Origin of the sequence: Mycolicibacterium psychrotolerans, from assembly GCF_010729305.1 — a bacterium.
GTDB classification, from domain to species: domain Bacteria; phylum Actinomycetota; class Actinomycetes; order Mycobacteriales; family Mycobacteriaceae; genus Mycobacterium; species Mycobacterium psychrotolerans.
This window is the reverse complement of sequence record NZ_AP022574.1, coordinates 5,011,874-5,023,817: the sequence shown is the minus strand read 5'-3', so window position 1 is coordinate 5,023,817 and position 11,944 is coordinate 5,011,874. Positions and strand designations below refer to the sequence as shown.

The 11,944-nt window shown below is 69.5% G+C and carries 8 protein-coding genes; 4 read left to right on the top strand and 4 right to left on the bottom strand.

Annotated elements, in window-relative coordinates:
* Window positions 1-14: 14 nt before the first annotated feature.
* On the top strand, window positions 15-290 hold the full coding sequence (locus G6N45_RS24295) for a WhiB family transcriptional regulator (protein ID WP_057146693.1): 276 nt from the start codon (window positions 15-17) through the stop codon (window positions 288-290).
* Here G6N45_RS24295 and G6N45_RS24290 read toward each other — a convergent pair.
* The 3 genes from G6N45_RS24290 to G6N45_RS24280 are packed head-to-tail and all read right to left on the bottom strand — an operon-like array spanning window position 287 to window position 3,922.
* The gene (locus G6N45_RS24290; protein ID WP_163725876.1) at window positions 287-1,648 is read right to left on the bottom strand and encodes a macrolide-binding ATPase MABP-1; all 1,362 of its coding nucleotides are present in this window, start codon (window positions 1,646-1,648) and stop codon (window positions 287-289) included. The two genes, G6N45_RS24295 and G6N45_RS24290, sit on opposite strands and share 4 nt — an antisense overlap.
* A gap of 42 nt (window positions 1,649-1,690) precedes the next feature.
* Window positions 1,691-2,518, bottom strand: coding sequence for a TOMM precursor leader peptide-binding protein (locus G6N45_RS24285; protein WP_163725873.1), 828 nt, complete (start codon window positions 2,516-2,518; stop codon window positions 1,691-1,693).
* Window positions 2,519-2,569: 51 nt separating this feature from the next.
* Window positions 2,570-3,922: a zinc-dependent metalloprotease gene (locus tag G6N45_RS24280; RefSeq protein WP_163725870.1), complete on the bottom strand. Its 1,353-nt coding sequence runs from the start codon at window positions 3,920-3,922 to the stop codon at window positions 2,570-2,572.
* Between the two features lie 89 nt (window positions 3,923-4,011).
* Here G6N45_RS24280 and G6N45_RS24275 point away from each other — a divergent pair, with 89 nt between their 5' ends.
* The 3 genes from G6N45_RS24275 to G6N45_RS24265 all read left to right on the top strand — a co-directional run bounded on the left by G6N45_RS24275 (window position 4,012) and on the right by G6N45_RS24265 (window position 11,585).
* Window positions 4,012-5,034 carry a YlbL family protein gene (locus tag G6N45_RS24275; protein ID WP_163725866.1) on the top strand — a complete coding sequence of 341 codons (1,023 nt, stop codon included), beginning with the start codon at window positions 4,012-4,014 and terminating at the stop codon, window positions 5,032-5,034.
* 71 nt (window positions 5,035-5,105) lie between these two features.
* The gene (locus G6N45_RS24270) at window positions 5,106-8,120 is read left to right on the top strand and encodes a UPF0182 family protein (RefSeq protein WP_163725863.1); all 3,015 of its coding nucleotides are present in this window, start codon (window positions 5,106-5,108) and stop codon (window positions 8,118-8,120) included.
* Between the two features lie 12 nt (window positions 8,121-8,132).
* Window positions 8,133-11,585 carry an ATP-binding protein gene (locus G6N45_RS24265; protein WP_179965233.1) on the top strand — a complete coding sequence of 1,151 codons (3,453 nt, stop codon included), beginning with the start codon at window positions 8,133-8,135 and terminating at the stop codon, window positions 11,583-11,585.
* On the opposite strand, the gene G6N45_RS24260 is transcribed toward G6N45_RS24265, so the two are convergent.
* On the bottom strand, window positions 11,578-11,892 hold the full coding sequence (locus tag G6N45_RS24260) for a cupredoxin domain-containing protein (protein WP_246228781.1): 315 nt from the start codon (window positions 11,890-11,892) through the stop codon (window positions 11,578-11,580). The genes G6N45_RS24265 and G6N45_RS24260 overlap by 8 nt on opposite strands.
* Window positions 11,893-11,944 lie beyond the last annotated feature (52 nt).

Genomic DNA, 11,944 nt, shown 5'->3' with positions numbered 1-11,944 from the left:
GCAGAGGACCGGACATGTCTTCCCTGACATGTGAGAGATCGAAGCTGTCGGTGCCGTGTCATGTCGAGGATCCCGACCTGTGGTTCGCCGAGGACCCGCGCGACCTCGAGCGCGCCAAGGCCCTGTGCGGCGAATGCCCTTTCCGGCGGGAGTGCCTGACCGCAGCGTTGGAGCGGCAGGAGCCGTGGGGCGTGTGGGGCGGCGAGATCTTCGAGCGGGGCACCGTCATCGCCCGCAAGCGGCCCAGGGGCCGGCCGCGTAAGGACGCGAAAGACCCTGTGGCAGCCTAGCTTTCGGCTGACCCCGATGCCTCCGCGGCGTCGGGGTCGGCGAAGCCGGGAACTGTCTCCTCGGCGATGCGCCGGGTGGGGACGTGCGCGTCGAGCTGGCAGGAGATCGCCACGATCGACGCGATCACCCGCATCGGGATCGCCAGCTTCGGCGGGATGTCCATCTGGCGCGCGGCCTTGATCTGGCCGGCCGCCTTGTCCAGTTCCAGCGTCGTCATGCGCTGCAGCCACTTTCGGGTGTAGTGGAACACCGGCACCTGGAGGGGATCGACATACTGCTTGAGCATGTCGTCGATCTCGCTGGTGGAGACCTGCTGGCCCTTCTGGATGAACCCCGCCTTCTCCATCGTCGGCAGAAGCTTGTCGTAGTTCTTGTCGACGGCGTAGCGCATGATCTGACCGAGCTCCACCGGCCAGCCGCCGGGCATCGGGGCCACCGCCCCGAAGTCGATGACGCCCATCTTGTCGTCGGGCATCAGCATGAAGTTGCCGGGATGCGCGTCGCCGTGCACCATCTCCAGCCGGGTCGGGGCGTCGTTGCAGAACTCGAACAGCCGGGTGGCCATCAGATCCTTCTGCTCCTGCGTGCCCTCGCGGATGATCTGCGACAGCGGGATGCCTTCGATCCACTCCTGGATGACGACCTTCGGCGCGCTGGCCACCACGTGCGGCACCACGAAATGCGGGTCACCCGCGTACGCCTTCGCGAACGCGCGCTGGTTGTCGGCTTCGAGCCGGTAGTCCAGTTCCATCTCGGTGCGCTCGATCAGCTCGTTGACCACACCCTGAACGTCGGCGCCGGGGGACAGTTGCTTGAGCACGCTGACCATGCGCTGCATGGTCTTGAGGTCGGCGCGCAGCGCCTCGTCGGCGCCCGGGTACTGGATCTTGACCGCGACCACACGGCCGTCGGCCCACACCGCCTTGTGCACCTGGCCGATGCTGGCCGACGCCACCGACTTGTCGTCGAACGACTGGAACCGGTCGCGCCACTTGGTGCCCAGCTGCTGATCGAGCACGCGGTGCACCTTGGCCGCAGGCAACGGCGGCGCCTCGCGCTGCAGCTTGGTGAGCGCTTCGCGGTAGGGCTTGCCGTACTGCTCGGGGATCGCGGCTTCCATCACCGACAAGGCCTGGCCGACCTTCATGGCGCCGCCCTTGAGTTCGCCGAGAACGGTGAACAGCTGCTGAGCGGCCTTGTCCATCAGCTCGGCGTTGACTTCGTCTTTGGACTTGCCGGTCAGCCGCTTGCCGAAGCCCAGCGCTGCACGTCCTGCCATGCCCACGGGCAGCGACGCCAGCTTGGCGTTGCGCGCTGCTCGGCCCCGCTTGATGTCACTCACGATTCCATCATCCACGACCGCGCTGAACTTCCACCAACGAGTTGGCAACGACTGCTGTCAGCATGCGCACTGCGGATGCGCCGACCACCGGCGGGCGGTCAGTGATCCGGTGCTGACGTCGAATTCCAGGGTGGTGTCCAGTGTCGAGGGCGAGCTCGAGCCGTGATCGTCACCCCGCAGCGCGCGCAGGACGTGGTTGATCTCACGCAGCGCCAGGCCCGCGGTGGCCAGCACCGTGGCGCGGTCTGCGGTGCCGACCGTGCGGCAGAGCTGGGTGGCGACCGCCGCCCAGGCGGGGTCTTTGTCGCTGCGGTGCAGATCGGCGCAGCGCAGACAGCTGGTCACTCCGGGGATCACCAGCGGCCCGATCAGGCCGGCACCGTCGCGCACCCGCACGGTCAGATGCGGCACGCCCGCGTCGTGGAGCTCCCGGACGACGCGCGGGTCGGCCACCAGGTAGTCGGCGAGCACGGCCAGATCCGCACCGCCGGCCGAGGCGTGCGCCCGGCTGCTGTGGCTGACCCGGGCGCCGGAGCCCGACAGCGCGGAGCTGATCAGGTCCGACAGCGGGCCGTCGCCGTGGATCCGCACTGCCGCCGCACGATCGCGGGGTGGTGCCGCCGCGGTGACCACTCCGGAGTCGACGAGGTGGGTGACGAGCCCGGTCACAACCGATGCGTCGGCGCCGCGGCCGGCGGCCAGGCTCTGCAGTTCCGGAACCGTCGCCGCGGATTGCAATGCCCGCAGCAGATCAGCCAGAACCGGCGCGGCCAACCCGGGCGGAGGATGGACCACCACGGCGCGGCGGGGATCCCAGCCGACCTGGACCGTGCCGTCCGGGCGGGACAGCACCGGGGTGGCCGAGTCCAGGGCGTAACGGGTCATGCGACGACAGTGTCATGCGGCACCGACCGCGGACCGAGTTATCCACAGGCCTCAGGGGCGTCGGTCGGTTCCCTCGTCGCCCTCGTTGAGCGCGGCCTCGATAGCGCTGTCGAGCTCGGTGGTGGTGGTGTCGCCGCCGATCATGCGGTCGATGAAGCCGGCAGGCTCGTCCAGATCCGAGGCGCTTGGCAGCAGGTCGGGGTGCCCCCACACGCCGTCGCGGGCGTCGGCGCCGACGGCCTGGGTCAGCTTCTCCCACAGCGCGGCCGCCTCGCGCATCTTGCGTGGCCGCAGTTCGAGCCCGACAAGGGTGGCGAACGTCTGCTCGGCCGGCCCGCCGGTGGCCCGTCGCCGGCGCAGCATCTCCGACAGCGCCGCCGTCCCGGGAATCCGATCACCCAGCGCGTCGGACACCACCGTCTGCACCCAGCCCTCGATCAGCGCGAGCAGCGTCTCGAGCCGCTCCAGCGCGGCGGTCTGCTCGGGGGTGGCTTTCGGCTCGAAGATGCCCTGGTTGAGCAGCTGCTCCATCTCCGACGGGTCGGTCAGCGACGCGGGGTTGAAGTCGCGGGCGAACTCCTCGATGCCGCTCATGTCGATCTTGGTGCCCTTGGCGAACGCCTCGACCGCGTTGAGCAGCTGGGTGGCGAGCCACGGCACGTGGCTGAACAGCCGGTGGTGGGCGGCCTCGCGCGCCGCCAGGAAGGTGACGACCTCGCTGCGTGGCTGCTCGAGTCCCTCCGCGAGTGACTCGATCGCCTCGGGCATCAGCGCCGCGACTCCCTTGGGGCCCAACGGCAGCCCGATGTCGGTGGACGTCAACACCTCTCGCGACAGCGTGCCCAGCGCCTGGCCCAGCTGGGACCCGAACGCCATGCCGCCCATCTGCGACATCATCGCCAGCAGGGGACCGGCCATCGCCTTGGCCTCTTCGGGCAGCGCCTGGGCCCACACCGTGGAGATCTGCTCGGCCACCGGGTCGCACAACCGTTTCCAGGTGTCCATCGTGTTGTCGATCCAGTCGGTCGGCGTCCACGCCGCCGCCCGCGTAGTGCCGGCCGGCAGCGGGGTCACCCCGTCGAGCCAGGTCTCGGCCAGTCGCACCGCGTCGCTGATCGCCGACGCCGTCTGCTCGGGCACCGGTGCGACGAAGCCGATCGAGTTCGACGCCAGCTGGCGCGCGAAGTCGTAATTGACCGGCCCGGCACCGGCGCCGGCCTTGGCGGTGCCGCTGAACATCTCACCGAGCGAGGAGAAGATCTGCCCGAGCTGCGACATGTCGAACTGGCCGCCGGGGAAGGCGCCGCCGAACGGGTCGGCCGGGCCGGACCCCGAATCGGGGTCCTTGCGCTTGTCGCGCTCCGGGTCGTCGCCCGCGGAGAAGCCAAAAGGCACGTCAGCCATGCCCCCAACGGTACTCACCAGGGTGCGCCGGTGCGGGCCGACGGGTCACGCTGAGAGTGAACCGACCGTTGACCTCTACTGTGAACGGCGTGAACAGGAGGATTGCCACCCTCATCGTCGCGCTGGTGCCGATCTTGGTCTTCGGCGTGCTCGCGACCACGGTGTCGGTGCCCTACGTCGCGTTGGGCCCCGGCCCGACCTTCAACACCCTCGGTGACGTCGACGGCAAGCCGGTCGTCGACATCGAGGGCACCGATGTGCAACCCACCAGCGGCCACCTGAACATGACGACGGTGTCGCAGATGGACGGCCTGACGCTGGGTCAGGCGTTGATCTTCTGGGCGTCGGGCCGCGATCAGCTGATCCCGCGTGAGCTCGTCTATCCGCCGGACAAGTCCCGTGACGAGATCGACGAGGCCAACACCAAGGACTTCCAGCAGTCCGAGGACAGCGCGGAATACGCCGCGCTGGCCTATCTGAAGTATCCGACCGCCATCACCGTGCAGAGCATCGACGAGAAGGGCCCGTCGAAAGGCAAGCTGCAGGCCGGTGACGCGATCGACGCGGTGAACAACAAGCCCGTCGCGAACCTCGAGCAGTTCGGCGCCTTCCTGGAAACCACCAAACCCGGCGACACGATCGTCGTCGACTACCGCCGCAAGAACTCCCCGGCCGGCATCGCCCAGGTCACGCTGGGCTCGCGGCCGGACCGTCCGCACGGCGTGCTGGGGGTCAATGTGCTCGACGCGCCGTGGGCGCCGTTCTCGATCGACTTCAACCTGGCCAACATCGGTGGCCCGTCGGCCGGCCTGATGTTCAGCCTCGCCGTCGTCGACAAGCTGACGACCGGCGACCTGAACGGATCGAAGTTCGTCGCGGGCACCGGCACGATCACCCCGGACGGGGAGGTCGGCTCGATCGGCGGCATCACCCACAAGATCGTGTCGGCCAAGGAAGCCGGTGCCTCGGTGTTCCTGGTGCCGGCCGACAACTGCGACGAGGCCAAGTCCGCCGACGAGAAGGACATCGAGTTGCTCAAGGTGGACACCCTCGAGCACGCGATCGACGGGCTGCGCACGCTTTCCGCCGGTGGCGAACCTCCTCGCTGCTGAGCCGGCGCCGCAGGCCCGATGCGTACAGTTACTGAACAACTGCTGGGAATGTCCGAGAGTGGAGTAATCGAGTGGGTATGCGGCCCGCGGCGAGAATGCCGAAGCTGACGCGACGAAGCCGGGTTCTGATCGCGATCGCCCTGGCGGTCGTGCTGCTGTTGCTGATCGGACCCCGGATAGTCGACACCTACGTCGACTGGCTGTGGTTCGGCGAACTCGGCTACCGGTCGGTGTTCACCACCCAGATCGTCACCCGGCTGGTGATCTTCCTGGTCGTCACCCTCTTGGTCGGCGGCGTCGTGTTCGCCGCGCTCGCCCTGGCCTACCGCACCCGTCCGGTCTTCGTGCCGACGGCGGGCCCGAACGATCCGATCGCGCGCTACCGCACCGCCGTGATGGCCCGGCTGCGGCTGGTGGGCATCGGGGTGCCTGCGTTCATCGGTCTGCTGTCGGGATTCGTCGCCCAGAGCTATTGGGAGCGGGTGCAGCTGTTCCTGCACGGCGGCAGCTTCGGCGTCGCCGACCCGCAGTTCGGCATCGATCTCGGCTTCTATGCGTTCGATCTGCCGTTCTACCGGCTGGTGCTGTCCTATCTGTTCGTCGCCACGTTCCTGGCGTTCGTCGCGAACCTGTTGGGCCACTACCTGTTCGGCGGCATCCGGCTCTCCGGCCGGACCGGTGCGCTGAGCCGGGCCGCCCGGATCCAGCTGATCACCCTGGTCGGCATCCTGATGCTGCTCAAGGCGGTGGCGTACTGGTTCGACCGCTACGAGCTGCTCAGCCACACCCGCGGCGGTAAGCCCTTCACCGGCGCGGGCTACACCGACATCAACGCGGTGCTGCCCGCCAAGCTCATCCTGATGGCCATCGCGGTGATCTGCGCCGCCGCGGTTTTTTCGGCGATCTTCCTGCGCGACTTGCGAATCCCGGCGATCGGCGTGGTCCTGCTGCTGCTCTCGTCGCTGGTGGTCGGCGCCGGCTGGCCGCTGGTGGTCGAGCAGATCAGCGTCCGGCCCAACGCCGCCCAGAAGGAAAGCGAATACATCAGCCGCAGCATCGCGGCGACCCGACAGGCCTACGGGCTCACCGAAGAACAGGTCAGCTACCGGGACTACGCCGGCAACGCGCCGGCGAGCGCGCAGCAGGTGGCCGCCGACCGGGCCACCACGTCGAACATCCGCGTGCTCGACCCCAACATCGTCAGCCCGGCGTTCACCCAGTTCCAGCAGGGCAAGAACTTCTACTACTTCTCCGACCAGCTCAACATGGACCGCTATCCCGACGCCGACGGGAACCTGCGCGACTTCGTGGTGGCCGCGCGCGAGCTCAACCCGGACCGGCTGATCGACAACCAGCGGGACTGGATCAACCGGCACACCGTGTTCACCCACGGCAACGGGTTCATCGCCTCGCCGGCCAACACGGTGCGCGGCGTGGCCAACGACCCCAACCAGAACGGCGGCTATCCAGAGTTCCTGGCCAGCGTCGTCGGCGCCAACGGCAGCATCATCTCGCCCGGACCGGCGCCGCTGGACCAGCCGCGCATCTACTTCGGCCCGGTCATCGCCTCCACGGCGGCCGACTACGCGATCGTCGGCAAGAACGGCGCCGACCGCGAATACGACTACGAGAACAACGTCGAGACGAAGAACTACACCTACACGGGCGCAGGCGGGGTGCCGCTGGGCAACTGGTTCAACCGCAGCGTCTTCGCCGCGAAGTTCGCCGAGCGGAACTTCCTGTTCTCCAACGTGATCAACAACAACAGCAAGATCCTGTTCAAGCGGGATCCGGCGGAACGCGTGAAGGCCGTGGCGCCGTGGCTGACCACCGACACCGCCGTCTACCCGGCGATAGTCAACAAGCGGATGGTGTGGATCGTCGACGGCTACACCACGCTGGACAACTATCCGTACTCGGAACTGATGTCGCTGTCGTCGGCCACCACGGACTCCAACGAGGTGGCGATGAACCGGCTGCTGCCCGACAAGCAGGTGTCCTACATCCGTAACTCGGTGAAGGCCACCGTCGACGCCTACGACGGCACCGTGACGCTGTACGCGCAGGACGAGCAGGATCCGGTGCTGCAGGCGTGGGAGAAGGTTTTCCCGGGCACCATCAAGCCCAAGGCCGACATCAGCCCGGAGTTGCAGGAGCATCTGCGCTACCCGGAGGACCTGTTCAAGGTGCAGCGCGCATTGCTGGCCAAGTACCACGTCGACGATCCGGTGACGTTCTTCTCGACGTCGGATTTCTGGGACGTGCCGCTGGATCCGAACCCGACAGCCAGCAGCTACCAGCCGCCGTACTACATCGTCGCGAAAAACCTGGCAGAGAACGACAATTCGACGTCGTTCCAGCTGACCAGTGCGATGAACCGGTTCCGGCGCGACTTCCTGGCCGCCTACATCAGTGCCAGCTCCGATCCGCAGACCTACGGCAAGATCACGGTGCTGACGATCCCCGGCCAGGTCAACGGCCCCAAGCTGGCATTCAACGCGATCAGCACCGACACCGCGGTCAGCCAGGATCTCGGTGTCATCGGCCGGGACAACCAGAACCGGATCCGCTGGGGCAATCTGCTGACGCTGCCGATGGGCCAGGGCGGTCTGCTGTACGTCGCGCCGGTGTACGCCTCGCCGGGTGCCAGTGATGCGGCGTCGTCCTACCCGCGCCTGATCCGGGTGGCGATGATGTACAACGACAAGATCGGGTACGGGCCGACGGTGCGTGACGCGCTGACGGATCTGTTCGGTGCGGGCGCGGACGCCACCGCGACCGGTCCGGCACCGACGGATGTGCCTGCGGGCCAATCGCAGTCGCGACCGCCGGCCACCGGTCAGCAGCCCGCGGCGGCACCGCCGAACCAGCAGGGTCAGCCTCCGCAGACCCGCCCGGAGGTGCCGGTGGCGGTCCCGCCGACCGGTCCGTCCCAGCTGTCGGCGGCCAAAACCGCTGCGCTGCAGAACATCAACTCTGCACTGGATGCGGTGCGGGAGGCGCAGCGCAGTGGCGACTTCGCCCAGTACGGCGAGGCGCTGCAACGCCTCGACGACGCCATGAGCGAATACCAGTCCGCGTCGTAACACGATCCGCCGGTGCGCTATCGGTTGCTCGGACCGCTGCAGGTGGTCGACGGGGAGACCCCGGTCGACCTCGGTCCGCCCAAGCAGCGGGTGGTGTTGGCGGTGCTGCTGCTGGCCGCGGGCCGGGTCGTGTCGGTGGATCGGCTGGTCGACGCGGTCTGGGGCGCTGACGTACCGGCCAGCGCGACGGCGAGTCTGCAGGCCTACATCTCGAACCTGCGGCGCGCGCTGCGCGGATCGGTTGGGACGCAGATGGCTTCCCCGGTATCGCAGCCGATCGTGCGCCGCCCGCCGGGCTACTACCTCGACGCGGACCCGGACAGCGTCGACCTGACGGCGTTCACGGCGGGGTGCCTACGCGCCGGGGCCGCGATCGAGGCCGAGGAGTGGGAGGGGGCGCTCGCCGAGGCCGACACCGCTCTGGCGTTGGTTCGGGGAAATCTTTTGGAGGACATGGCCGATGCGCCATGGGTGCGTGACGAGGCGGCAAGGGTCACCGGGATGCGGGTCGAATGCCTCGCGCACCGGGTCGTCGCGCTGCTGGCGCTCGGCAAGGTGACCGCCGCACTGACCGAGGCGGCGGCGTTGCGTGCACTCGACCCGTTCGCCGACCGCGGCTGCCGATTGCAGATGCTGGCGCTGTACCGGGCCGGTCGCGCGGCCGAGGCGCTGGAGGCCTATGGCCGTCATGCGCGGCTCCTCGACGCAGAACTGGGGCTCGAGCCCGGACCGGAACTGCGAGATCTGCAGACCGCGGTGCTACGGCAGGCGCCCGAGTTGGCCGGCTGGCCCCGTCCGCCGGAGTGGAGCGGCGCGACGAACATTCCCGTTCCGGGGCCGGTCGCGACCGGGGCGGTCAGCGCGGCGCCCCCGCCGCGGTCGCCGTTGGTGGGCCGGGCCCGCGAACTGGCCCGCGCGGGTGAGGTGCTGGCACGGGCGGCGGCAGGGGCGACCCGGTGGTTGGTGCTCTCGGGTCCGCCAGGGATCGGCAAGACGCGGTTGGCCGAAGAGATCGCCGCGCTGGTGTCCGCCGAGGGCGGCGACGTGGTGTGGGTGAACTGCCCCGACGAGCGGGCCACCCCACCGTGGTGGCCGATGCGACAGCTGGTGCGCGCGTTGGGCGCCGACCACGACGAGGTGCTCGAGGTGCCGCCGCACGCCGATCCCGACACCGCGAGATTCCTTGTCTACGAACGTGTTCAATCTCTGCTGGAGTCGGCGCCGCGGCTGCTGGCCATCGTGGTCGACGATGTGCAGTGGTCGGACACCACCTCGGCCAGCTGCCTGGCCTACATCGCGAGCGCGTTGCGTGATCACCGTGTGCTGGTGATCGTGACGGTGCGCGACGGCGAGCACACCCCCGAGGTGTCGCGCCTGCTCAGCACCGTGGCGCGTGGCGACGCCAACCGCCACATCGCGGTCCCCGCGCTGTCGTCGGACGATGTGGCGACGCTGGCCAACGAGGTGGCCGAGGACGCGGTGTCCGCCGACGAGGCCGCCGAACTGGCCGCCCGCACCGGCGGCAACCCGTTCTTCGTCTCCGAGTACGCGCGCTTGCCGCGAGCCGAGCGGGCCGCCAACGAGATTCCGCGCGCGGTGCGCTCGGTGCTCGAGCGTCGACTCGCCGCGCTGGACCCGGCCGTGATGCAGGTGCTGCGGACCGCGGCGGTGATCGGCGACGTGATCGACGCGTCCGCCGTCCCGCTGCTCGCGCGAGTCACCCGATTGGATCTGGACACCCTGGCCGATTACCTCGACGAGGCCGCCGACGAACGCATCGTGATCGCCGCCCACACCGCCGACGGTTACGAGTTCGCGCACGGCCTGCTGCGGGAGCAGCTTCTGGCGGGCATGCCGGCGCTGCGGCGCCAACGCCTGCACGCCAAGATCGCCGACGTGCTCGCCGACAGCGTCGAAGCCGATGCGCCGACGCGGCGCGCGCAGCACCTGATCGCCGCACAACCCCTCGTCGAGCCGGCCGTCGTCGTACGGGCCTGCCGGCTCGCGGCCGAACAGGCTACCGCGCAGTGGAGTTCGGACATCGCGGCCCGGTGGTGGCAGGCGGCGCTGGACGCCTATGACCGACTGCCGGTGTCGGCTCGCGACGACGCCGAGCGCGACGCGCTGACCGTCGAACTCCTCGACGCACACTCCCGTGCCGGCCGCGGACAGCTGGTGCTCGACAGTGTGCAGCGCTATCTGGGGGAGGCGTTGCGCACCGGGCGGGCGGCGACGGCGGGACGGGTGGCGAGCGCGCTGCTGCGGGCCAGCGGCGGCTGGCCGTGGCTGGCGCCCGGACACGATCCCGGGGAGCTGCTGTCCCTGCTGTCGCGGGCGGCGACGGTGGCCGAGGACGATCCGGCGGCGGCCGCGCGGGTGCTGCCCGCGCTGGCCGTCGGGCACTGCTATCACCCCGACGCCGGTGTCGCCGCCGGCCTGCTCGGGCGGGCGCAGCGGATGGCCTCGCAGACCGGGGACGCCGATGTGCTCGCCGACGTGCTGATCGGCCGGCTCATCACCTACTCGGGTGTGTGCAGCCTCAGCGAGCAGACGCTGTCCTGGGTGGCGCAGTTGGAAACGCTGCAGCACAGCCGCTCTCGGGAGGACGCCGTGATCGCGCATTCGGTCGCGACGATGGCGGCGATGAACCTCGGCGACGTCGCCGGTGCGCGCCGCCACCTACGGGCCGGTATCGCGGGTAGTGAGGATCTCCGGCTGCCCGTGCTGCGGGCGCAGTTGCGGTGGATGGAGGCCGTGCTGGCGATGTGGACCGGCGACTTCGCCGAGGCGCAGCGCCATCACGCGATCGCCGCGCACGTCCACGAGCAGACCGAGCTCTACGAGGCCGGGAGCGGCCTGCTGGCGACGGCGTCGCTGCTGCGAGAGAGGGGTGGTCCGGTCGATCCCCACTGGGAGGGCCTGCGCGCCAGTGAGGAGACCGGCGGTCAGGGGATGGTCGGCGTGGTGCGGACCGCGGTGCTCACGGTGGTGACGGGGCCCGCCGCGCGAGCCGAGGCCGCCGACTTGCTGCGTGCCTGGGCCGAGACCTCCGACCGTCGCCACATCTGGACCACGCTGGGGCATCAGACGCTGCTGGCGCATCTGGCGGCCGAACACCGACTCGACGCGTACGCCGAGCCGCTGCTGGCCGAGTTGACGCCCTACCGCGAGCGCATCGCGGTGATCGGCCAGGTCGGCCTGGCCGGTCCGGTCGCGCTGGCCACCGCCCGGCTTCACGCGGTGCTCGGCGAGTTCGGTCGTGCGCGTGAGGATCTGGCGATGGCGCGCGCCCTCGCCGAGCGCACCGGGGGAGCGCCGACGGTGCTGCGCTGCCGGCTGCTCGACTGTGAGATGACCGAGTCGCCGATGGAGCGGGCGGCCGCCGCCCGCGCCCTGGCCGCTGAGGCCAGGCTGATAGGCATGGACGGCGTCGCCACTGCGGCAGAGGCTTTGGCGGCTATTTGACGATCAGCGTCCCGTGCATGGCGGGGTGGTACTTGCAGTGGAAGGTGTACTCACCCGGTGCGGAGGGAGCGGTGAACGCACCCTGTTGGTTGCCGTCCACGTCGACGGTGAACGCGTTCGCGGCGTCCGAGGTGACGGAATGCTCGACCGAGTCGTTGTTCGTGACGGCGATCCGGGCCCCCGGCGGCACCGTGACGGGTGGGCCGTAGTGCATGCTCGCGATCGTGACGGTGGCCGCGTCGGCGCCCGCGGTCCCGGATGTGCTCGCCCAGCCGCACGCGGTGGCCGCCGTGGCAACGAGACACACGGCAGCCCAGAATGATCCACTCTTGTTCATCTCGACCCCTCTCGACCAGACC

Excerpts from the sequence above, each read along its gene's own strand:
- G6N45_RS24295 (WP_057146693.1), top strand. The coding sequence starts at position 15 with ATGTCTTCCCTGACATGTGAGAGATCGAAGCTGTCGGTGCCGTGTCAT.
- G6N45_RS24280 (WP_163725870.1), bottom strand. The coding sequence starts at position 3,922 with ATGGCTGACGTGCCTTTTGGCTTCTCCGCGGGCGACGACCCGGAGCGC.
- G6N45_RS24285 (WP_163725873.1), bottom strand. The coding sequence starts at position 2,518 with ATGACCCGTTACGCCCTGGACTCGGCCACCCCGGTGCTGTCCCGCCCG.